Genomic DNA, 19,710 nt, shown 5'->3' with positions numbered 1-19,710 from the left:
CCGTGCACGCAGAGTGGCGGCGTGTCGACGTGCGCGCGGGTGCGTGTCTGATCGCTCGCCCGGGTTGGAGCCTGGGAGCATCGCCTCCCGTTCGCGGCTCACGGGGCCGAGGTCTGTGTGTCCCTCGGCGGGTGTCGCGCGACGGTCGCGTTGCTTCGCGGAGGCAGCTTCTTGCAAATGTCGAATCGATGCGACATCGTGGAATGACAAGTACGTCTGACATTTGAGGGGATGCCCTATGAAACGCTTCGCACCCGTGGTGGTTCTCGCCATCGGTATTGCCCTGATCGCCGTTCTTATCGGTGTGGGGGAGGCCACTGGCGCAGAATGGTTGCGGTACGCCGCTTTCGCTGTCATCCCTGTGGCGGGGCTAGCCATCGTGGCCGTCCGGAAGAAGCGAGAAGCCGCGACTCAATCTTTCGCCGAGGAGGGGATCGAAGCCGATTTGGATCGTAAAGCACGGGCATCGGCTTTTCGCGATGTGCTGGTCGCGGCACCGATTCTTCTCCTCGCCGCGGTCCTGCTGGCAGGCATCGCGAGCTGGGTCTGGCTCGCGGGTCTCCTGATCATCGCCCTCGGGGACTACTGGATCCGCATCGCCGCGACTCGGCCGAGGAGAGCGTGAGGTGAAGACCGTCAACACCGTGCGAGCTACTCGCCGAGAGCGTGGGCTCACCCAGGAGGCCCTCGCCGCCCTCTGCATCGTCTCTCGCCAGACCATCGTGTCGCTCGAGGCGGGTCAACACGATCCCTCTCTAGTTCTCGCCCTGCGCATCAGCGAAGCGCTCGGCGCCTCCGTCCACGACGTATTCCGTCTCAACGACGGAGCCGAGCATCGTGTCGTCTGACACGATGCTCGGCCCGGACGGCTTCCGACGAAATGGCGCTTAGGTCACGCAGGCGTACTGCGGTTCGTCCCGAGCGCGATTCAGATAGATGCGGAACTCGCCCTTGCATTTTCCGTTGTGTGCAAGAGCGACCGCGGCAATCGTCAATGCAGCGGTGATCGCGGCGCAGCTGACCCATCCCACGGCCGGGATCGCGCACGCGGCCAGCCCGATAGCGGCAGCGCCACCACTGATGACCAGATCTTGATCGAACTGGTTCAGGTCCAGATAAGGGCCGTGCTGGTTGGAGCCGCCAGCCAGCATCGGCACGATGGCTCCATCGTCACGCACCTCCACCGTGTAATCCATCACGTACCCCGTGGGTACGCCCTCGCCCTGAGGCGTGAGCTCGAACGAGTAGCGGGTGACGCCGTCCTGTTCGGTGACGGACCGGGGCAGATCGCTAGCAACGAGGGATTCGATCTCCGCTTCCCATTCCGCTTGCGTGGCTCCGACGGACTCAAGCACGGTCCCGCCGGAGATTGTCGATATCGCCGGCGATAAATCGATCTCCGAGGGGGACGCGGCGGTTGCAGGCGCCGCTGACAGGGAAGAGGCGACGAGTACGGTGAGCATTGCGCCACCCGAAACGGATAGCAACGATTTCTTCTTCATGAATGATCTTTCACTTCGGTCTCAATAGATGGGTGTTGCGAACGGCCCGGGGGCAGGTACGCGTTTCTTCACCGTATGCGAGGGGGCCGCGACGCGTAAGCGAAGTTCGCGATCCGGCTCTTGCGCGCATCGCGTCTGATTGCGCCACTGCAGGCGCGGTGACGGTGGTTGTCGCGCGATTTCAGACTTGTTTCTCGCTGCCGTCGCTGTCGCTATCTGTCCCCGACCGGCGCTCGGCTGTGGTCTCGCTCGTCAACAGCGGCAGATCGGGGCGTCGCCTCAGCCCCCATACCCCCGCACGCTCGCCGCGCCATCCGAGCGGGGGTCGCTGCCGGCGTCCAGGCCACCGTCGGCGGCCACGATGACGAGGTTGGCGTGGCCGACGAGCTCGTCGGCATCCGGAGTCTCGATGATGTGCAGCCGCGTCGCCTCGAGCGCATCGCGGGCGAGGGTGGGCAGGTCGCTCTCGACGTAGACGTCGGAGGGGCTGTCGCCGTCGCGCTGCGGGCCCACGATGGCGCGCGGAGCCGACACCGCCTCTTGAGCGGTGGCTCCCGCCATCGCCCGGAGCAAGGTCTGCGCGTGGATCTGCGGCTGACCCTGGCCGCCCATCGTCGCCGAGACGAACCGCAGGCCCTTCGCGTCGTCGACCATGACCGGCATGAGGGTGTGGAGCGGGCGTTTGCCGGGTGCGAGGGCGTTCGGCGACGAGGGGTCGAGCGAGAATCCGGTGCCGCGGTTGTGCAGCAGAATGCCGGTGCTGGGCTCCACGACGGCGGCTCCGAACGCGTGGTAAACGCTCTGGATGAGCGACACCGACCACCCCGACGAGTCCGACACCGCGATGCCGACCGTGTCGCCGCGGGGGCGGCGGAAGCCGGGCAGCACGGGCTCGTCGCCGTGTGCGGTCGCGTCGCCGCTGAGCAGTTCGGTGACGTCTCCCGAGGTGACCCGCGGGTCGGCGAGCAGCTCGTCGCGCACGAGGTTCGCGGCGAAGAAGCGCTCCATCATGCGGCCGAAGTCCGTCCCCAGGGGGTCGGTGATGCCCTGCCGCTCCAGCTCGCCGAGCACCCGCAGCAGCACGAAACCGTGCGTGTTGGGCGGGCTCGTCAGCACGCGATACGTGCCGAACGAGGTGGTCAGCGGCTCGACGACCTCGGGGTGGAAGAGCAGGAGGTCGGCCGCACCGATGCGCGAGCCGAGGCGCGCGAGGCCGTCGACGAACCCGGCGGTGAGCTCGCCGTCGTACAGGGCCGCGGCGCCCCCGTCGCGGATCGCCTCGAGAGTGCGGGCCAGCACGGGCTGCACGAGGGCATCGCCCTGAACGGGCGGGCCCTGCGCGAGGAACGTGTCGCGGAAGCCCGCGTCGAACCCGATCGCGGCCTCTTCTTCGCGGAAGGCGGCGGCGAGCGAGCGCGACACCGGCACTCCGTCGCGGGCTGCAGCCACGGCATCCGTGAAGATCTCTCCCCACTCGCGCTGACCGCCCATGCGCCGCAGCACCTCCCACCCGCGGACCGCCCCCGGCACCGTCACCGTGTCGATGCCCCGATACGGCAGCACCTCGCCGTGCGCTTCGCGCATCGCCGCACGATCGACAGCGGATGCCGCGGGGCCCGACGCGTTCACACAGCGCGTGCGCCCCGAGGGGTCGCGCACGAGAGCGATCAGGTCGCCGCCGATGCTGACGTTGTGCGGGTAGACCACGCTGAGGGTGGCAGCGGCCGCGAGGGCGGCATCGATCGCGTTGCCGCCGCGGGCGAATGCCTGCTCCGCGGAGCGGGTGGCGTCGACGTGCGGGGTGGCGATGGCGCCGGTCAGGGGCGTGCGAGACATGGGTGTTCCTCGATCGGTCGTGCGGGGAGATGCGGGTGCGGGGGAGGGCGTCACAGGATCTTCGAGAGGAACGCCTGCGTGCGTGGATGCTCGGGCGCGGCGAACAGCTGGCTGGGCGGGGCGACCTCGATGATCGCTCCGGCATCCATCACCACGACGCGATCGGCCACCTCGCGGGCGAAGCCCATCTCGTGCGTGACCACGACCATGGTCATGTGGTCGGCAGCGAGCTCGCGCATGACGTCGAGCACCTCGCCGATCATCTCGGGATCGAGGGCGCTGGTCGGCTCGTCGAACAGCATCAGCCGCGGCTTCATCGCCAGAGCCCGTGCGATCGCGACGCGCTGCTGCTGACCGCCCGAGAGCTTGCTCGGCCGCGCGTCGCTCTTGTCGCCCAGCCCGACGCGCTCGAGCAGGGCCTGCGCCTGGGCGACGGCCTCGCGCTTGTCGACACCGCGGACGCGCACGGGCGCGTGCCAAATGTTCTCGAGCGCGGTCATGTGCGGAAAGAGGTTGAAGTGCTGAAAGACGAACCCGATCTCCTGCCGCTGCTGCCGCAGGGCCGACTTCGTCGCGGGCATGCGACGACCGTTCGGCGCGATCCGGTAGCCCATCGGCTGGCCCGCGACCGTCAGGTCGCCGCCGTCGATGCTCTCGAGGCCGTTCATCGTGCGGAGGAACGTCGTCTTGCCGGCACCCGAGGGACCGACGAGCACGACGACCTCGCCCGGCTGCACGTCCAACGACACGTTGTCGAGCACCTGGCGCCCGCCGAGCTCGCGGGTGACGTTCTTCGCGCTGACGATGGGTGCGGTCATTTCAGGACTCCCGGATCGGAGAGGGCGGTGACGGGGGTGAGGGGCGCCGACCGACGGCCCCCGAACAGCCGCTGCCACGGCGACGCCGTGGTCACGATGCCGACGCGGGCGTTGAGTTTCTTCTCGATCGCGCTCTGGATCACCGTCCAGATCGTGGTGAGGGCGAGGTAGTAGATCGCGACGACCGCGAAGATCTCGAAGGTGCGGAAACTCGCCGCGCTGATGCTCTGGGTGACCAGGAACATCTCCGAGACGCCGATGACGCTCAGGATCGACGTGCTCTTCATGAGCCCGTTGAACGAGTTACCGAGCGGGGGAACCATCAGCCGCAGCGACTGGGGCAGGATGATCCACCGCATCGCCGACATGCCCGACATGCCGAGGGCCTGCGCCGCCTCGGTCTGACCGATCGGCACCGAATCGAGGCCCGCGCGGATGATCTCGGAGATGTACGCGCTCTCGTTCATGATCAGCCCGACGATCGCGGCCTGGATGGCGGCTTTGACCAGGATGCCGCCGAGATCGACGTCCTGGAAGCGGAACACGTTCGCCGCCGCGAAGCCCGTGTAGATGATCACGAGCTGCACGAGCAGCGGTGTTCCGCGGATCAACCAGATGTAGAGGCTGGCGATCACGCGCAACGGCGCGAACGTCGAGCGCCGCATCATCGCGATCACGAGACCGACGACGAGCGCGCCGGCCATCGCGAGCACCGAGATGAGCACCGTCAGCGCGAGACCCTGCAGGAATGGCGCGCCCGGGGTGAGCAGGTTCTTCCAGAAGAAGCCCCAGTCGAAGTTCATCGTCAGTTGCTTCCGTTGTACGCGAGGGCCTCTTGTCCCCAGGTGCTGAGGATGTTCTCGTAGTCGCCCGTCGAGACGAGGTCGTCGAAGGCCTTCTGGATCGCGTCGTGCAGCGCGGTGTTGTCCTTGAGGGTGGCCGCGCCGATGTCGATCGCGTCGGTCGGGTCGCCCACCATCTCGATGCCCGCGGTGCCCTGCTTCTGGTAGTACCCGATCAGCTCGGCCGCATCGAGGTACGCGTCGAGCTGCCCGCTGACCAGCTGCTGGAAGCCCACCGTGGCCTGGTTGTTCGTGCTGATGTCGAGGGGCTTCTTGCCCTCGGAGGTGCAGGTCGTCGACTGCTTCTCTGCGAGATCCTGAGCGGTGGTTCCGACGGTCACCATGACCTTCTTGCCGCAGAGCGAGTCGTCGAGGCCGGTAATGCCGGCATCCGCTCCCTGCTTCACCGCGACGCCGGTGGCGGAGGTGAGGTACGGCACGAAGTCGACGACCTCTTTGCGCTCGGGCTTGATGTAGAGCGAGGCCATGATGACGTCGCACTGCGTGGCCTGCAGGCTCGGGATGAGCGCCGAGAAGTCGACCGTGACGAAATCGGGCGTGAGGCCGAGGCGACCCGCGACCGCTTTGGCCAGGTCGATCTCGCTGCCGACGAGGTTGCCGGACTCGTCGGTGCTGATGTTCGGGGGCGACCCCAGGTTGGTGGTGCAGATCGACAACGTGTCGGCCGACCGCAGGGCGGTGGGAGCGACGGTCGTGATGGCGGATGCCGTGTCTGCTGCCGGCGCCGGGCTCGAGGAGCACGCGGCCAGGCCGAGGGCGGCGATACCGGCGACCGCGGCGACAGCGGCGATGCGAGTGGTGGTGTGCATGGAAATCTCCGTCGATGCTCGATGCTCCGCCACCTCGGGAGTGACGTGCGGAGCAGGCTATCAAGTGATAGGTAATGCGTCTATCAATTGATAGAGGGCGCGTGTTGCGCCCGCATTTCGCGACGGTGTCACCCCCGAGAAAAGTCAGGGGGAAGGGGCTGGGACTACTGCGAGAAAGAGACCGCGCCCTCGAGGCGCGATTGGGTCGCAGAACGCACGTCGTCGAGACGGAAAGGATCGACGAGCACCGCGCGGAGAATGAAATCCGACACCTGAAGGGGGCGGTGGGCGACCGGCGCCGACGCATTCGTCTCGCGCTCGCGCATGCCCTCGAATTGCAGGCCGGTGATCGCGCGCTGCACGAACTCGGCATCCATCGCCATGAACTCGCCCGCCGTCATGCCGTGCTCGACGAGGGCGCGCACCTCGTCGTGAAAGCGCGAGATCTCGCCACGCTGGGTCTCGAACTCCGGCTCGGTGAAGATCGCATCGCTGTAATACCCGCGCGCGTCGTACGGCAGCGTCAGATAGTCGTGCGAACTGATCGTCAAGAAGTAGTGGAAGCGCTCCGCCCACGACGCGTCGAGATCGCGGGCCTCTTGCAACCGACCGAACGTCTGCGCGAGGTCGGCGTCGACCAGCTCGGCGAGAATGACGTGCTTCGCAGAGAAGTGGTAGAACAACGACGGCTGTCGGATGCCGACGGCATCGGCGATCTCTCGCGTGGTGGTGCCGTGATACCCGTGACGGCCGAACAGGCGGGCCGCGTGCACGAGAATCTGCTGCCGCGTTCCCCCCTCTTCCATGCGGCGATTCTATCGGCCGCTAGGCCGGGGCCTCGGACGCGGAGGGTCACCGGGGGCCGATATGTCCCTGTTGTCGGCGATCCGGTCTCCGCCGCGCAGCCATACGCTGGGGTCCCAGCCACTCACCGGAGGACCCGCGATGACCGAGAACCCCCTCGCCCACCGGCTCGACTACACGCTCGCCGAGCTGGATGACGCCCTCTCGGCCTCGCCTTTCGAGTTGCTGCAGCAGTGGCTGACGGATGCCGCGGACCAGCCCGAGCCGAACGCGATGGTCGTGTCGACGGTGGATGCCGAGGGCCGGCCCACGTCGCGGACGGTCCTGCTGCGCGGGATCGACGACGACGGCGCCCTGTGGTTCTTCACCAACCGGCAGTCGCGGAAGGGCCGCGCGCTCGCCGGGAACCCGGCGGTGTCGATCCTGTTCCCCTGGTACGCGCTGCAGCGACAGGTCATCGTGCTCGGTACGGCCACGCCGCTGCCGCCGGAGCGCGACGACGCGTACTTCGCCTCGCGGCCGCGCGGCTCCCAACTGTCGGCGTGGGCGAGCCATCAGTCGGAGCCCGTGGCATCCCGAGCCGCTCTCGAAGAGCAGATGGCGGAGGTCACCGCCCGGTTCGCCGACGATGAGGTCGTGCCGCGGCCTCCGCACTGGGGCGGGTACCGGGTCGAGCCGCGCGAGATCGAGTTCTGGCAGGGCCGGCGGTCGCGGCTGCACGATCGGGTCGTGTTCACGCGGGATGACGACGGGTGGGTGGGGCAGCGGCGGCAACCGTGACCTGTACCGGGTCGTCGCGCAAGGGGCGCTCCCGAAAGTCCCTCGCGCCGCCTCGCCCCGTAGATTCGATCCATCCCGCACACGCGGGTCGCGACGCGAATCATCGGGGGTAGGGCCAGATCATGGCGAAGAAGAACACCGACGCGCGTCAGCTCGACGACAAGGCGTTCGTCCAGGCGACGTCCGAGGCCAAGTCGCGGTACGGCCGGTTCAACCTCGCGATCGTCGGCGCTTCGGGCGTGGGCAAGTCGTCGCTCGTCAACGCGGTGTTCGGGCGCGACTGGGCGAAGGTCGGGCGCGGCTTGCCGGTCACGCGCGGCGTGCACTTCTACAGCGACGACTCGCTCGGTATCTGGGACGTCGAGGGGTTCGAGATCGGCTCGCCCGTTCCGCCGGATCAGCAGCTGCGCACCCACCTCGACGCGATCGCCGCCCACCCCGGCGACCACCAGATCTCGGTCGTCTGGTACTGCGTGCGGGCCGCCGACGATCGGCTGACCCCGGCCGACATCGCGATGATCCGCGAGCTCGACGCGCGGGGGCTGCCGGTGATCCTGGTGTTGACGAAGGTCGACTGGATCAAGAACCCCCTCACCGGGCACCAGGGCATCGCGAAGGATCTGGAGGCGTTCGTCGAGTGGCTCAACGACCCCGTCGACCCGAACACCGGTGAACGACTGCGCATCCCCTACCGGCAGGTCGTCCTCACCTCGACCCGCGACAAGAACGGGAAGGGCAAGGGGCACGGCCTCGGTGACCTTGTCACGCAGACCCTCGAGCTCGCCCCCGAGCGCGACAAGGACGCGTTTCGCATCGCACAGCGGCTCAACCTCCCGTGGAAGAGGGAGATGGCGCGGCCGATCATCGCCGCGGCGGCCGCGGCCGCAGCGGGGGCTGCGACCGTTCCGCTTCCTGTCTCGGATGCTGTCACGCTGGCGCCGATCCAGCTGACGATGATGGGCCGCATCGCCGCGATCTACGACCTCGAGGTCAAGACGATGCTCTCGGCCGGGGCGCTCGCGCAGTTCGGTGTGCAGGTGGCGGGGCGGGCGCTCGCGACGAGCTTCCTCAAGCTCATCCCCGGTGCCGGGATCGTCGTGAACGCCGCGGTGGCGGGGGCGCTGACCGCGGCGACCGGCGAGAGCTGGCTGAAGATCTGCGAGCTGCTGCACACCGGCAAGATCGACGTGCGCAAGCTCGATCAGGAGTGGGCGAAGTACGCGCCCAGCTTCATGGACGTCGCACGCAAGCTCGTGGAGCGGCGCGTCACGAAGCGCTGACCCTCGGGCGGCAGGCCCCCGACGGGCCCACCACCCGAGGGTTTCTCAGCTCGTCGGAACTACGTCCCAGTGCTCGCGGATCAGACCGCCGTCGACGCGGAACAGGTCGGCCGCCAGCAGCGGGTCGTCGGGCTTGGCGCCCACGGCCTGCGAGAACGTCCAGACGATGTCGCCGTCCGACAGCGAGATGACCGACTGCTGCGCCGGGAAGGCGACGCCGCTCCCGAAGAGCTGCTTCAGCGCGGCCGTCCCGTTCGGGGCGATGGAGTTGTGCTGCAGGTACGCGGGGTCGAACGCCCGGTCGAGGATCGACACGTCCTTGTCGCGGAACAGCGTGTTGTAGGCCGAGACGGCGAAGACGCGGTTCTTCTCCTCCTGCTGCTCGGTCGGGGGCGGGGTGGGCTGCGACGGGCGGTAGAGGTCGCTGAACATCGTGTTCGTGTTCCCGCTGGCCGGGGTGCCGGTCGGTATCGCCTGGTCGAGCGACCAGTGTTCGACGATCTTGCCGTCCTGCAGGCGGAACAGATCGACGGCCGCGTCACCGCGGCGCTCATCGCTCGGGTCGGGGGCGATCTGCCAGTGCACCGCGACCAGGTCTCCGTCGGACGCGAGGTGTTTGATCACGGCCTGAGCGCCGGGGAGGCGTTCCCGGTCGGCCGCGAACTGGGCGAGGAGCCCCTGCGGGCCCGATGCCGTTCCGCTGCCGTGGGCGATGGCATCCGGAGCCACGAGCTGACCCGCGATCGCCTGCACGAACGGGCTGTCGGGATCGGCGAACGTCGTGGCGAAGAGCGTGCGGATGAGGCAGGCGTTGAACTCCTCGGCGCCGACGTTCTGCCGGTCGTCGGAGGAGGCCGTGGACGCGGGCGATCCGGTCGTGGGTGCGGCGTTGGCGGGTGCGGCGACGACGAGTCCGGCGACGATGGCCGCCCCGGCGACCAGGGCGGCCGCGCGGGTGATTCGGGGGGTGAAGGGGGGCATGGTGTTCTCCTACGCAGTGCGGATCTTCGAGTCACCGTTCCGTCGACTCGTGGTCCTCTCGGCGACGGTGACCGGTCGAGACACGAGCACGCGATCGGCGGCTCGTGGAGTACCGGCAGGATCGCAAGATCCCGTCGCGCGCACACGTACGCACCTGATCGTTAGGTACTGACCTCGAGGTCGGATTCGTGGCGACGGCGGTCGACGCTGGGCGGATTCATAAGCCCGCCGGCCGCTCAGGCGTCGCGCAGATCGGGGTCCGACGCCACCCGGTCGGCCGCGCGACTGCCGACGATGCCGCCCGCGACGAGTCCGGCGATGATGACCAGCGCGGTCAGGGCGGGATCGGCGTCCGACAGGGCCGGAACCGCCAGCGGCAGGACCGCGACACCGACCGCCACGAGAGCGAACACGGCATAGGGGAGCACTGCGGCGCGGTGCCCGGCCCGCCACGCCGCGTCGCTCTGCTGGATGGCGGGAAGCCGGATGCCGACTCCCCAGCCCCTCGGAATGACCCCGCGCCCGCACAGGGCGAGGATGGGGATGAAAGCGAGACCGACGACGGCGAGGATGATCGCCCCTGTGCTCATGGCGAGAGGATACGCCTGACATACGCTCGCCGTCGTACGCTCCACGTGATGTCCTCGTCAGATCGCGCCCCGCGGCTTCCACGTGTGTTCCGGGAACGCCGGGGCCTGCTGTTGGCGATCGTGGTGCTCGTGATCGCGGTCGTCGCGGGGGCGAGTCTCACCAGCGCCAAAGATCACGCGGTGCGCGATTCCGTCGCTCCCGTCGAATGGCGCGGGGCCTTGGACGGAGCCGCGCCCGGGAGCGAGATGCGCATCCGGCTGCAGCGAGACGGTACGGCGGAGGTCGTCGACGCCCCGCGCGGAGACGTGACGCGTCAGGACCGCGACGAGGCCCGGCAGAACCGCAACGGCCGCCGGCACCTCTGCTTCGCGCCCGCGGGGACGGGCGCCTACACCGGGCCCGCCACCTGGGAGGTCGTCGGCGAGTGGGGGATCCGGGTGCAGTTCGACGATTCGTCGCTCATCCTGCGCGCGGGCAAGGGCGGCTCGGTGCTGCGCGACCCCGACTGGAACAGCCCGCGCATGCCCGAGTGCGGCGAGAACGGCAAGAGCTGGCGGTTCACGCGCGTCGACTGAGCACGGCCCACCCCGCCCCGGGCCGTGAAACGCTGGATTCGAAGGAGGGATCGACCATGACCGACCCCACACCCGCCGACCGGCTGCGCGCGGCCCTCGAGCACTCCGACGCCTCGGCCCGGCTGCAGGCCGCGCTCGCCGCGGGAACGCGACCCGATGATCGCTACGTCGACGTTCTCGTGGCGCGCTGCGCGGTCGAATCCGACTTCTTCGTGCGCGACATGCTCACGTGGGCGCTCACGCGCCACGACCCCGCGCGCACCGTGCCCGCCCTGCTCCCCGCGGTGGGGTCCGAGATCCCCCAGGCGCGGAGCCAGGCCCTGCACACCCTGTCGAAGATCGGCGACCCGGTCGCCTACACGGCGATCACGCCCGCGGTGCTGCGCGACAGACACCCCGAGGTGGCCCGGGCGGCCTGGCGGACGGCATCCGGACTCGTTCCCGACGATCAGCGCGAACGCCTCGCCGACGAGCTGTCGACGCAGTTCGGCCGGGGCGACCACGACACGCAGCGGAGCCTCAGCCGGGCGTTCGCCGCGATCGGCTGGCGCGCCGAGCCCACCGTCGAACGCGCGGCGGCCTCGCCGTACGACGTCGTCAGCGCGCACGCGCGGGCCACCGCGATCATCATGGACGACCCGGATGCCGACTTCGCCGCCGCCGCGGTCGAGGCACGGCGCCTGGTCGCCCAGCGCGCGCTGCCCGCGGAGGACTGAACGCGGCTCAGTGGTAGTGCGTGACCCAGGCCCACAGCGGGGGCCGACGGCGTCGCGCCGACGTCTCCCGGGCCTGGTTCACGGCGCGGAGCGCGGTGACCGGCTCGGCATCGGCGGTGACGGCGGCCACGGCGGTGGAATCCGCCGAGACGGCGGCGACAGCCGGTGAATCCTCCGGCACGGGCCCGCTCCGCAGCTCGCGCGCGAGATCGGCCACCTCGCCGGCGGTCGGACGCCCCGCGGGGTTCGGGTCGGTCATGGCCGTGAGCAGCACCTCCCAGCCGTAGCCGAAGCCCTGCGGCACTTCGGGGTCGTAGTCCAGGGGGCCGAGCACGAGCTCCTGCATCGCACCGCCGCTCAACGGGCCCTCGGCCGTGAGCATCTCCTGCGCCAACAACCCCAGGGCGTAGATGTCGGATGCCGGGGTCGCGGGCTCTCCGTGCAGTCGCTCGGGCGGGAGGTATTCGGCATCCGGATGCGTCTGCGCGGTGGCGGGCCGGGCGCCGAGCACCTGCGTCACGCCGAAGTCCGCGAGGACGGCGGTGAAGGGGCGGGGCGCGGCGCGCTCGGGGCGCAACAGCACGTTCGACGATTCGAGGTGCTGGTGGACGATGCCGACCTCGTGGATCGCGGCGAGGCCCTCGGCCACGTCTTGGAGCAGTCCCGCGGCGACGTCGGGAGCCAGCGCGCCGTGGTCGTCGAGATGCTGGCGCAGGGTCGGACCCGGGATGAGCTCCATGACCAGGTAGCCATGCCCCTCGCGCGTGAGGTGCGCGTCGTACAGCGTCACGAGCGACGGGTGATCGAGGGCGGTGAGGATGCGCGCGGCCGCGAGTCGCCGCCGGGGATGAGCGACCTCGTCGGGGTCGAGCGGAAAGACCTTCACCGCCACATCGCGCGCGAGCACGTCGTCGCGCGCACGGTAGACGGTGCCCTCGCGGTCGGAGCCGAGGGGCTCGATCAGCCGGTAGCGCCCCGCGAAGGCACCCCCGAGCGACGGGAGCGTCGCGTCGGGGGTGCTCATCGGATCTTCGTGGAGAGGCCGGTCGCCGTGCGGGTGGAGCTCGGACAGGGTCGTCACACGAGGGGGTCGCCGTTGTCGCTGGTGCGACGGGTGGTGACGCTCTGGCCGCTGGCCGGGTCGACGGTCGAGCGGGTCGTGGACTCGACCGAACGACGACGGAACATGAAGACCAGGCTGATCAAGAAGATCACGACGCCCGCGGCCATCAGGATGTACCCGATGGTCTGGAGATTCGCCACGCCACCGAGGTCGAGATTGACCGCGAAGGCCAGGATCGCGCCGATCACGAAAAGTGCGATGCCGCTGCCGATACCCATGGGAAACTCCCTCGTTGCTGTGCTTGTCTAGGGATCGCAACCGGTGATTTGGACCTTCACCGGTCGCGATCGCTCAAACGTTACTGAGCGAAACGCTTTTGCTGCGACCGATGGCGCGGCGCATTCCCGGGGTGCATAATGGACGACCTTCAGCGCAGAGTCGACGCTTTCGCGGCGCTCGGAGACCGCGGTCGTCTGCGAATCGTCGACCTTCTGGCGGTCGGTGACATGTCGTCGAGCGAGATCGCCGCCGCCCTCGGGATGAAATCGAACCTCGTGGCCTTCCACACCAATGTGCTGCACGAGCGGGGAATCGTGCGGAGGGTGCGATCCGAATCCGACGGGCGCCGCACGTACCTGCAATTGATTCCCGAGGCGTTCTCGGCGCTCGGGGCCGTGCCCACCCCGGTCGCGGGGCGCGTCGTCTTCGTCTGCACGGCCAATTCCGCGCGGTCACAGCTCGCCCAGGCGATCTGGGCGGACCACAGCGACATTCCCGCCGCCTCCGCCGGAATGCATCCCGCCGATCGCGTGAATCCCGGAGCGATCGATGCGGCCACCCGACATCGCATTCCCCTCGACCCGGATGCCGTGCCCCGATCACTCGACCAGGTGGCGCGTCCCGGCGATTTCCTGATCAGCGTCTGCGACCAGGCGCACGAGCAGATGCGCGGTCGCGACGACGTGCACTGGTCCATCCGCGACCCCGCCAAAACCGGCAGCGTCGAGGCGTTCGACACGACCGTCTCCGAGCTGCGCTCGCGCATCGCGACGGTGGCCGCGCAGCTCGTGGCCGCCTGAGCGCCGCGCCCGTCAGGACCGCGCGGTCAGCGCCGGGATCAGCACCGGGGTGCGATCGCGGTAGGCGCGGTAGTCGGCCCGGTCGCCCCAGCGCTCGTCGGCGCGCTTCTCGAGCAGAGGGATGCCGCTGACCCGGGTCAGCAACAGCACCACGAACAGCGGCGACAGCACGGCGACCCACTGCCAGCCCTGCAGCACGGGGACGGCGACGACGAAGACGCCGACCCACACGAGGATCTCGCCGAAGTAGTTGGGGTGGCGCGACCGCGACCACAGGCCCGTGCGGATGAACTCGCCCTTGTTCGCGGGGTTGGCGCGGAACGCCTGCTTCTGCAGGTCGGCGACGACCTCGAACACCATCCCGGCGAGCCACACGACGATTCCCGCGACCGCGAATCCGTCGAGGGGCGCCCGGTCGGCGGCATCCGCGCTCATGGCGATCCAGGCTGCCGAGGCGGTGAGGGCCACCCAGAGCCCCTGGATGCACCACACCTGGAAGAAGCGCAGCGGGTTCGTCTTGATCTCGTCGAAGCGTCCGTCGGTGCCCGCGCGGTGCACGCGAGCGAAGAGGAACGAGCCGAGACGCGCCGCCCACACGACGACCATCGCGGCGAGGATCCACCCGCGGGTGTCCTGCGCGGGGGCGAGCAGGGCGAGGGCGATCGAGACGGCGATGAAGGTGAGGCTGCCGGTCAGGTCGAAGAAACGCTCGGTGCGACGCACGGCTGAGGGGATGAAGACGAGGAACTGGATCACGAAAGCGGCCGTCACGGCGATCGCGAAGACCGGGATGCCACCGACCTGCGCTCCGCGGAAGCTTCCGGCGACAGCGAGCCCCGCGCCGACGACGAGGGCCACCACGACCGCGACGAGCGCCGTCCGGTTCCGGGTCGCGGGCGACCGTTCCGAGGTGGAGGGAACGGGTGCGGTCATGATGCGGCTCCTCGGTACAGGGTGTCGATCGTCTCGGCGGCGCGGTGCAGGACCTCGCGGCGCTTGATCTTGAGAGTGGGGGTGACGAGCTCGCGGTCGTCGAGGTCGGCGAGCACGAGGGTGAAGCGACGCACCTGCTCGCTGCGCGACACGAGGGCGTTCGCCGCGTCGACGGCGGTCTGCAGGTGCGCGGTCAGGCGCGGATCGTCGACCGCGCGGAGGGCCCCGGGAGTGCCGGGCTCGAGCGCTGAACCGTTCGCGGCCAGCCACGCGGCCGACTGTTCGGGATCGAGGATCAACAGGGCCGAGAGGTAGGGCTTGCCCTCCCCGACCATGACGGCGTGCTGCACGAGCGGGCTCGCTTCGATCGCGCCCTCCCAGCGGGCGGGCACCACCGTCTTGCCGTTCGAGGTGACGATGACGTCTTTCAGACGCCCCTCGAGGATGAGGCGCCCCGCGTCGTCGATGCGCCCGAGGTCACCCGTGCGGAAGAACCCGTTCACGAACGCCTCGGCGTCGTGCCGCGGATCGCGGTACCCCGAGAACACGCCCACACCCCGCGCGAGCACCTCGCCCTGCGGGCTGATGCGCACGGTCGAGCCGGGGAGCGGGAGCCCCACGGTGCCCGAGGCGATGCGCCCCGGGAGATTGCCGGTGAGCGGCGCGGTTGTCTCGGTCAGGCCGTAGCCCTCGATGACCGGAACACCGATCCCCCGGAAGAACAACGACAGATCGCGGTCGAGCGTCGCCCCGCCCGACAGGATGTACCCCACGCGACCACCCATCACCGCGCGCAGGCGCGAGTAGAACAGGGCGTCGAAGACGGCCTTTCGCACGCGGAAGCCGAACGGAACGCGGCGCGGGTAGCCGGCATCCTGGAATTCGGCGAAGCGACCCCCGCGGATCGCGGTCGAGACCGCGCGGGCCCAGACCCGGTCGAGGTTCTTGTCGGCGGCCTTGTCGGCGGCGGCGGACCGGATCTTCTGCAGCACCCGCGGAACCGCCACCAGGAAGGTGGGACGCAGCACGGCGAGAGCGGGGACGACCTGCGCCGGCTCGGAGAGGTGCGCGATGCGCATGCCGCTCGCGATGCAGATGAGCTGCAGGCCGCGGGCGAGCACGTGCGCGAGCGGCAGGAAGATGATCGTGTTGCCCTGCGGGTTGACGACCTCGCGGTAGGCGGCGGCGATGTTCAGCACCTGGCCGAGGAAGTTCGCGTGCGTGAGCACGGCCCCCTTGGGCTCACCCGTGGTGCCCGAGGTGTAGACGATCGTCGCCGGGTCGTCGTGGCCGGCGAGGGTGCGTCGGCCCTCGAGCTCGGCATCCGAGATGTCCGCGCCCCGAGCGCTGAGCTCGTCGAGCGAGGGGACGCCGTCGACGCCCGCCATCGCCCAGGTGCCGAGCGTCTCGCCCCCGGCCTGCGCGAGGGCGTCGGCGAGCAGGTCGGCGTGGGCGCGCGTTCCGGCGACGGCGAGGCGCACACGGGCGTCGCGCACGATCGCCTCGACCTGCGAGGCCGACGACGAGTCGTACACGGGAACGACCACACCCCCGGCGAACCAGGCGGCGAGGTCGGCGACGGCCCACTCGTAGCGCGTCGGCGCCATGATGGCCACGGTGTCGCCGGGCTGGAGCCCCGCACCCACCATTCCCTTCGCGAGGGCGCGGACCGCGTCGAGGAACGCGACGGTGGTGACGGGCTTCCACCCTCCGTTGCCCGGCACCTCGAAGGCGATGTGATCGGGCGCCTCCTCCGCGCGGCGGACGAGCAGATCGGTCACGTTGGTGAACGCGTCCAGGCTCGCCAAAGCGGGCGTGTGCGTCTCGAACATCATTCCTCCGGGCGAGTGCACGGTCCTCGGGTGGGGGACCGTCACGCATTTTTCGGAGGAAGACGCCGATCGGATTGCCGCCGCGCGAGCGGGGTCAGGTGCGGTGCACCTCGACGGCGCGCGAGAGCATGTGGACGAGGAAGGCCTCGCCCGCCAGGATGGCGGCCAATCCGAAGAGGGATGCCACCGCCGAGCCGCCGTCGGTCGCCGACGACGTGAAGGCGATGGCCGCCCCGCCCGCGACGGCGAGGACGGCCACGCCGATCGAGAGGGTCCGGATCGCGGCGGACGCGCGGCAGACGGCGAGGATCATGATTGCCGCCTGAACGATCGTGGCGCTCCCGCCCAGGAGGAAGAGGGGGGTGTCCCCCGAGAACGACAGGAAGAGGATCCCGAACGCCGTGAAGACCACGGCCGCGGCGATGGCCAGGATCCGCGCTCGGCGGACCCGCGTCGTAGGCGGCAGATCGCCCCGATAGCCCGTGCTCATCGGCATCCCTCTCGCTCGTCCCGGCTCGCGGCCGGGAACCGCCAGCGTAGCCACGACGCCCCGCGGGGGCCAGGATCGCGGCCCTTTCCGTGCACGAGAAGGGATGCCGTCGCCGTCAAGCCCCGGCCCTTCCAGGCATTTCTTGACACTCGACCGGTAACTTCTCCCGGGTCGGTGTGGACTCGTGCGCCCCGCACGGGTCGCTCATCGCCGGCGCGAGAGACGACACGGAGGCGACGACCATCAGCACCATGACGGCACCCGTGGCTCGCGTGACGGCCGCGCCGACGGCATCCCGTCCCGCGAATCCCGCCCGTCACCTGCCCTCTCTGACGGGGCTCCGCTGGGCGACGGCGATGCTGATCTTCGGGCACCACCTCATGGCGGTCGAGTACTTCGGCGGCACCGCCGGGACCGTCTGGGCCTTCCTCTTCGAGGCCGGCAAGACCGGCGTCACCCTGTTCTTCATCCTGTCGGGCTTCGTGCTCGCCTGGGGTCACAAGCCGCACCAGAGCGCCGGGTCGTTCTACTGGCACCGCTTCGCCCGCATCTACCCCCTGCACCTCGTCGGGGTGGGGCTCGCCCTCGTCGCCGCGACGACCCTCGTGCCGGAGATCCAGACCGCGGGACGAGCGCCCCTGGTCGCGAACGTCTTCCTCGTCAACGGCTGGGTGCCGGACTGGTGGCAGGCCGGCAACCCCGCCAGCTGGTCGCTCGTGTGCGAGGCGTTCTTCTACCTGAGCTTCCCGTTCCTCATCCGCCCCCTCGTGCGCCTGTCGGACCGCGCGCGCGGCGGCGTGGTCGTGGCCGCGCTCGTGCTCGTCGCCCTGGCCCCCCAGATCGCCGCGATCTCGCCCGTTCCGATGTCGGCGGCATCCACTCCACTCCTGCGCCTGCCCGAGTTCGTGCTGGGCGTCACCCTCGCGCTGCTCATGAAGAGCGGAGGCTGGATGCCGTGGAAGCTGCGCTACACGCTTCCCCTCGCGGTCGCGGGCTACGCCCTGTCGGAGGCGCCCCCGATCCCCGGCACCGACATCCACCCGGGCCTCGCCGCCACCGTCGGGTCGTTCGCACTGCTGGTCGCCTCGCTCGCCGCGGCCGACGCGCACGGTCGCTCGACCTTCCTCGCCCGCCCGCTCTGGCAGGAGCTCGGACGCGTGTCGTTCGCCTTCTACCTCGTGCACCTGCTCGTGATCGCGTCGGTGTCGTCGTCGTGGCCCGAGGGGCATCCGCAGCTGCCGTGGCGGCGCGCTCTGCTGCTCGCGCTCGCCGCGTTCGCCATCGCCCTCGCGATCGCGTGGGTGCTGCACCGGGCCGTCGAGATCCCCGCGCAGAAGTGGCTGCTGCGCTACGACCGCTCGCGGCGCGTGTCCGAAGGCACCGGGGCTGCCGTCGGCGGAGCGACGTCGGGCGCGTCGACGGCCGCTCGCGCCGCCTCTCGCTAGGCTCGCGGAATGTTCGGAGCCCACTTCCTCTACCTCTTTCTCGTGTGGGGCGTGGCCCTGGTCGCCGTCGGGGCCGTGCTGTACGTCGCGGTGCGCCTCGCCGTGCTGCACGCGCTGAAGTCGCACACGCGCTGGGTCGAGTCCGGCCAGCGCTGACGCGGACTGCGCCCGGCTGCCGACTTGCCCGGAGCGGGTTGTTTCACTATCAACTCAAATGAGTCAAAATTGAGACATGAACCTCTCGGAGCCCCTCGAGAGCCTCGTCGGCCCCGTCCCCGCTGCCGTCCTGCGCGTGCTCAGTCGAACGGACGCCGGTCTATCCGGTCGGCAAGTCCACGCCGTGGCCCATGCAGGGTCGGCGTCGGGGGTGAATCGTACGCTCGGAACGCTAGCTCGCGTCGGGCTCGTCTCCGTCGAATCTCGACCCCCATCCCTGATTTACCGGCCCAACCGCACCCACGTTCTCTGGGCGGCCGTGGAGTCGGCGTTGGGAGCGCGCGACCGCGCGCTCGATGGAATCCGGCTCTTTCTCGCTGAAGATGCCCCCGATGAGGTGCCCGCGGAATGGCGGGTCACCGCCATTCTCTACGGGTCGGTCGCGCGCCGGACCTCGACGGAGGATTCCGATGTCGACGTACTTCTCGTCTTCCCCGATGGGTACGACGATGATTCACGTGCGCGGTTGATCCTGGGTCTCGCTGAGCGCATCGAAGAACTCACCGGAAGCGCCGCTCAGGTCAACCCGATGGATCGCGGCGAGTTCGCGCGACGAGAGATGGACGGTGACGATTTCCTCGCTAACGTGCTGCGCGACGGCATCTATCTGTGTGGTCCGAGACCCGAAGAGTGGGCGTGCTGATGAGTCCTCGAATCAGCCCGCGGCGTCAGGCGATGGACGCCGCTGCCGTGAGCATTCGGATGAGGGACGCCCAGATCCGATTGGACTCCGCGGAGCTGCAACTGGGCGGTGACAGCCCGCATGAAGGGAAACATGCAGCCGAGATCGCGGTGAGTGCGGGGATAGCGGCGAGCGACGCCGCCTGCGGTCGCGTGCTCGGGTACAAGATCGCCGCGGAATCTCACCGCGACGCGGTGAATGCGTTGCGGGAGGCATCGAGTGCATCGGTCGCGAAACATCTCGAGGTTCTGATCGGGGCGAAGTCGACGCAGTCCTACGGCGATCGCTTACCGACGCACGCCGACGCCGAGCGTCTGGTGCGTCACGCTCGTCGACTCGTCGAAGCAGCCGAAGCGATCCTGAAGTCATGAGGAGGGGTGGCGCGGTCCGGTCCACCGATCGTTCAGAGTCGCCT

24 protein-coding genes are annotated in these 19,710 nt (G+C 69.5%); 11 read left to right on the top strand and 13 right to left on the bottom strand.

Annotated elements, in window-relative coordinates; genetic code table 11:
- Window positions 1-238: 238 nt before the first annotated feature.
- Together AB6V31_RS02040 and AB6V31_RS02035 are read left to right on the top strand one after the other, a co-directional pair.
- Window positions 239-625: a hypothetical protein gene (locus AB6V31_RS02040; RefSeq protein WP_268102807.1), complete on the top strand. Its 387-nt coding sequence runs from the start codon at window positions 239-241 to the stop codon at window positions 623-625.
- A gap of 1 nt (window position 626) precedes the next feature.
- A complete protein-coding gene (locus AB6V31_RS02035; RefSeq protein ID WP_369363723.1) occupies window positions 627-848 on the top strand; it encodes a helix-turn-helix transcriptional regulator in 222 nt (73 codons plus the stop codon).
- A 39-nt stretch (window positions 849-887) separates the two neighbouring features.
- Here the strand turns inward: AB6V31_RS02035 and AB6V31_RS02030 are convergent, their stop codons facing one another.
- From AB6V31_RS02030 to AB6V31_RS02005, 6 genes are all read right to left on the bottom strand, one after another.
- Entirely contained in the window at window positions 888-1,502 is a 615-nt protein-coding gene (locus AB6V31_RS02030) for a hypothetical protein (protein ID WP_369363721.1), read from the bottom strand.
- Between the two features lie 279 nt (window positions 1,503-1,781).
- Complete coding sequence (locus tag AB6V31_RS02025) at window positions 1,782-3,338, bottom strand: gamma-glutamyltransferase family protein (protein ID WP_369363719.1); 1,557 nt, start codon at window positions 3,336-3,338, stop codon at window positions 1,782-1,784.
- A 50-nt stretch (window positions 3,339-3,388) separates the two neighbouring features.
- Window positions 3,389-4,156 (bottom strand): amino acid ABC transporter ATP-binding protein, encoded by a 768-nt coding sequence (locus AB6V31_RS02020; RefSeq protein WP_369363717.1) that lies wholly within the window; start codon window positions 4,154-4,156, stop codon window positions 3,389-3,391.
- Window positions 4,153-4,959: an amino acid ABC transporter permease gene (locus AB6V31_RS02015; RefSeq protein WP_144783779.1), complete on the bottom strand. Its 807-nt coding sequence runs from the start codon at window positions 4,957-4,959 to the stop codon at window positions 4,153-4,155. The genes AB6V31_RS02020 and AB6V31_RS02015 overlap by 4 nt, the downstream gene beginning before the upstream one ends.
- Before the next feature lie 2 nt (window positions 4,960-4,961).
- Window positions 4,962-5,828, bottom strand: coding sequence for an ABC transporter substrate-binding protein (locus AB6V31_RS02010; protein WP_268102801.1), 867 nt, complete (start codon window positions 5,826-5,828; stop codon window positions 4,962-4,964).
- A 164-nt stretch (window positions 5,829-5,992) separates the two neighbouring features.
- Window positions 5,993-6,634 (bottom strand): TetR/AcrR family transcriptional regulator, encoded by a 642-nt coding sequence (locus tag AB6V31_RS02005; protein ID WP_279365707.1) that lies wholly within the window; start codon window positions 6,632-6,634, stop codon window positions 5,993-5,995.
- Between the two features lie 139 nt (window positions 6,635-6,773).
- Here AB6V31_RS02005 and pdxH point away from each other — a divergent pair, with 139 nt between their 5' ends.
- Both pdxH and AB6V31_RS01995 read left to right on the top strand, forming a co-directional pair.
- Window positions 6,774-7,412, top strand: coding sequence for a pyridoxamine 5'-phosphate oxidase (gene pdxH, locus AB6V31_RS02000; RefSeq protein ID WP_369363714.1), 639 nt, complete (start codon window positions 6,774-6,776; stop codon window positions 7,410-7,412).
- Between the two features lie 122 nt (window positions 7,413-7,534).
- A complete protein-coding gene (locus tag AB6V31_RS01995; protein WP_369363713.1) occupies window positions 7,535-8,692 on the top strand; it encodes a GTPase family protein in 1,158 nt (385 codons plus the stop codon).
- A 45-nt stretch (window positions 8,693-8,737) separates the two neighbouring features.
- On the opposite strand, the gene AB6V31_RS01990 is transcribed toward AB6V31_RS01995, so the two are convergent.
- Window positions 8,738-9,673 (bottom strand): nuclear transport factor 2 family protein, encoded by a 936-nt coding sequence (locus tag AB6V31_RS01990; RefSeq protein ID WP_369363711.1) that lies wholly within the window; start codon window positions 9,671-9,673, stop codon window positions 8,738-8,740.
- A 236-nt stretch (window positions 9,674-9,909) separates the two neighbouring features.
- Entirely contained in the window at window positions 9,910-10,263 is a 354-nt protein-coding gene (locus tag AB6V31_RS01985) for an SdpI family protein (RefSeq protein ID WP_369363709.1), read from the bottom strand.
- Between the two features lie 48 nt (window positions 10,264-10,311).
- Between AB6V31_RS01985 and AB6V31_RS01980 the strand changes: the two genes are divergently transcribed.
- Both AB6V31_RS01980 and AB6V31_RS01975 read left to right on the top strand, forming a co-directional pair.
- Window positions 10,312-10,839 (top strand): hypothetical protein, encoded by a 528-nt coding sequence (locus AB6V31_RS01980; RefSeq protein WP_369363708.1) that lies wholly within the window; start codon window positions 10,312-10,314, stop codon window positions 10,837-10,839.
- Between the two features lie 56 nt (window positions 10,840-10,895).
- Complete coding sequence (locus tag AB6V31_RS01975; RefSeq protein ID WP_369363706.1) at window positions 10,896-11,555, top strand: HEAT repeat domain-containing protein; 660 nt, start codon at window positions 10,896-10,898, stop codon at window positions 11,553-11,555.
- Window positions 11,556-11,562: 7 nt separating this feature from the next.
- Here the strand turns inward: AB6V31_RS01975 and AB6V31_RS01970 are convergent, their stop codons facing one another.
- Both AB6V31_RS01970 and AB6V31_RS01965 read right to left on the bottom strand, forming a co-directional pair.
- Complete coding sequence (locus tag AB6V31_RS01970; RefSeq protein WP_369363705.1) at window positions 11,563-12,579, bottom strand: serine/threonine-protein kinase; 1,017 nt, start codon at window positions 12,577-12,579, stop codon at window positions 11,563-11,565.
- 53 nt (window positions 12,580-12,632) lie between these two features.
- Entirely contained in the window at window positions 12,633-12,896 is a 264-nt protein-coding gene (locus tag AB6V31_RS01965; protein WP_056224881.1) for a DUF6458 family protein, read from the bottom strand.
- 138 nt (window positions 12,897-13,034) lie between these two features.
- Here AB6V31_RS01965 and AB6V31_RS01960 point away from each other — a divergent pair, with 138 nt between their 5' ends.
- A complete protein-coding gene (locus AB6V31_RS01960) occupies window positions 13,035-13,697 on the top strand; it encodes an ArsR family transcriptional regulator (protein ID WP_369363703.1) in 663 nt (220 codons plus the stop codon).
- A 12-nt stretch (window positions 13,698-13,709) separates the two neighbouring features.
- On the opposite strand, the gene AB6V31_RS01955 is transcribed toward AB6V31_RS01960, so the two are convergent.
- From AB6V31_RS01955 to AB6V31_RS01945, 3 genes are all read right to left on the bottom strand, one after another.
- Window positions 13,710-14,630, bottom strand: a complete 921-nt coding sequence (locus AB6V31_RS01955) for a DUF1295 domain-containing protein (protein ID WP_369363701.1) — start codon at window positions 14,628-14,630, stop codon at window positions 13,710-13,712.
- Window positions 14,627-16,462: a long-chain fatty acid--CoA ligase gene (locus tag AB6V31_RS01950; RefSeq protein WP_369364119.1), complete on the bottom strand. Its 1,836-nt coding sequence runs from the start codon at window positions 16,460-16,462 to the stop codon at window positions 14,627-14,629. Before AB6V31_RS01950 ends, AB6V31_RS01955 begins: the two co-directional genes overlap by 4 nt.
- A gap of 94 nt (window positions 16,463-16,556) precedes the next feature.
- The gene (locus AB6V31_RS01945; RefSeq protein ID WP_369363699.1) at window positions 16,557-16,952 is read right to left on the bottom strand and encodes a hypothetical protein; all 396 of its coding nucleotides are present in this window, start codon (window positions 16,950-16,952) and stop codon (window positions 16,557-16,559) included.
- 251 nt (window positions 16,953-17,203) lie between these two features.
- Between AB6V31_RS01945 and AB6V31_RS01940 the strand changes: the two genes are divergently transcribed.
- The 4 genes from AB6V31_RS01940 (at window position 17,204) to AB6V31_RS01925 (ending at window position 19,666) form a co-directional block, all read left to right on the top strand.
- Complete coding sequence (locus tag AB6V31_RS01940; protein ID WP_369363697.1) at window positions 17,204-18,397, top strand: acyltransferase family protein; 1,194 nt, start codon at window positions 17,204-17,206, stop codon at window positions 18,395-18,397.
- A 9-nt stretch (window positions 18,398-18,406) separates the two neighbouring features.
- A complete protein-coding gene (locus AB6V31_RS01935; RefSeq protein WP_279365755.1) occupies window positions 18,407-18,553 on the top strand; it encodes a hypothetical protein in 147 nt (48 codons plus the stop codon).
- A 76-nt stretch (window positions 18,554-18,629) separates the two neighbouring features.
- A complete protein-coding gene (locus AB6V31_RS01930) occupies window positions 18,630-19,256 on the top strand; it encodes a nucleotidyltransferase family protein (protein WP_369363695.1) in 627 nt (208 codons plus the stop codon).
- Window positions 19,250-19,666: a hypothetical protein gene (locus AB6V31_RS01925; RefSeq protein ID WP_369363693.1), complete on the top strand. Its 417-nt coding sequence runs from the start codon at window positions 19,250-19,252 to the stop codon at window positions 19,664-19,666. The genes AB6V31_RS01930 and AB6V31_RS01925 overlap by 7 nt, the downstream gene beginning before the upstream one ends.
- Window positions 19,667-19,710 lie beyond the last annotated feature (44 nt).

It is taken from the genome of Microbacterium sp. 16-032, from assembly GCF_041079455.1.
Taxonomy (GTDB): Bacteria; Actinomycetota; Actinomycetes; order Actinomycetales; family Microbacteriaceae; genus Microbacterium; species Microbacterium testaceum_A.
Note: the sequence above shows the minus strand (reverse complement) of the source record. Positions and strands in the feature narration are given on the sequence as shown.

Bases quoted from the DNA above. Each gene is read 5' to 3' on its own strand.
- AB6V31_RS02040 (WP_268102807.1), top strand. From the start codon at position 239: ATGAAACGCTTCGCACCCGTGGTGGTTCTCGCCATCGGTATTGCCCTG.
- AB6V31_RS02030 (WP_369363721.1), bottom strand. From the start codon at position 1,502: ATGAAGAAGAAATCGTTGCTATCCGTTTCGGGTGGCGCAATGCTCACC.
- AB6V31_RS02025 (WP_369363719.1), bottom strand. From the start codon at position 3,338: ATGTCTCGCACGCCCCTGACCGGCGCCATCGCCACCCCGCACGTCGAC.
- AB6V31_RS02020 (WP_369363717.1), bottom strand. From the start codon at position 4,156: ATGACCGCACCCATCGTCAGCGCGAAGAACGTCACCCGCGAGCTCGGC.
- AB6V31_RS02015 (WP_144783779.1), bottom strand. From the start codon at position 4,959: ATGAACTTCGACTGGGGCTTCTTCTGGAAGAACCTGCTCACCCCGGGC.
- AB6V31_RS02010 (WP_268102801.1), bottom strand. From the start codon at position 5,828: ATGCACACCACCACTCGCATCGCCGCTGTCGCCGCGGTCGCCGGTATC.
- AB6V31_RS02005 (WP_279365707.1), bottom strand. From the start codon at position 6,634: ATGGAAGAGGGGGGAACGCGGCAGCAGATTCTCGTGCACGCGGCCCGC.
- pdxH (WP_369363714.1), top strand. From the start codon at position 6,774: ATGACCGAGAACCCCCTCGCCCACCGGCTCGACTACACGCTCGCCGAG.
- AB6V31_RS01995 (WP_369363713.1), top strand. From the start codon at position 7,535: ATGGCGAAGAAGAACACCGACGCGCGTCAGCTCGACGACAAGGCGTTC.
- AB6V31_RS01990 (WP_369363711.1), bottom strand. From the start codon at position 9,673: ATGCCCCCCTTCACCCCCCGAATCACCCGCGCGGCCGCCCTGGTCGCC.
- AB6V31_RS01985 (WP_369363709.1), bottom strand. From the start codon at position 10,263: ATGAGCACAGGGGCGATCATCCTCGCCGTCGTCGGTCTCGCTTTCATC.
- AB6V31_RS01980 (WP_369363708.1), top strand. From the start codon at position 10,312: ATGTCCTCGTCAGATCGCGCCCCGCGGCTTCCACGTGTGTTCCGGGAA.
- AB6V31_RS01975 (WP_369363706.1), top strand. From the start codon at position 10,896: ATGACCGACCCCACACCCGCCGACCGGCTGCGCGCGGCCCTCGAGCAC.
- AB6V31_RS01970 (WP_369363705.1), bottom strand. From the start codon at position 12,579: ATGAGCACCCCCGACGCGACGCTCCCGTCGCTCGGGGGTGCCTTCGCG.
- AB6V31_RS01965 (WP_056224881.1), bottom strand. From the start codon at position 12,896: ATGGGTATCGGCAGCGGCATCGCACTTTTCGTGATCGGCGCGATCCTG.
- AB6V31_RS01960 (WP_369363703.1), top strand. From the start codon at position 13,035: ATGGACGACCTTCAGCGCAGAGTCGACGCTTTCGCGGCGCTCGGAGAC.
- AB6V31_RS01955 (WP_369363701.1), bottom strand. From the start codon at position 14,630: ATGACCGCACCCGTTCCCTCCACCTCGGAACGGTCGCCCGCGACCCGG.
- AB6V31_RS01950 (WP_369364119.1), bottom strand. From the start codon at position 16,462: ATGTTCGAGACGCACACGCCCGCTTTGGCGAGCCTGGACGCGTTCACC.
- AB6V31_RS01945 (WP_369363699.1), bottom strand. From the start codon at position 16,952: ATGAGCACGGGCTATCGGGGCGATCTGCCGCCTACGACGCGGGTCCGC.
- AB6V31_RS01940 (WP_369363697.1), top strand. From the start codon at position 17,204: ATGACGGCACCCGTGGCTCGCGTGACGGCCGCGCCGACGGCATCCCGT.
- AB6V31_RS01935 (WP_279365755.1), top strand. From the start codon at position 18,407: ATGTTCGGAGCCCACTTCCTCTACCTCTTTCTCGTGTGGGGCGTGGCC.
- AB6V31_RS01930 (WP_369363695.1), top strand. From the start codon at position 18,630: ATGAACCTCTCGGAGCCCCTCGAGAGCCTCGTCGGCCCCGTCCCCGCT.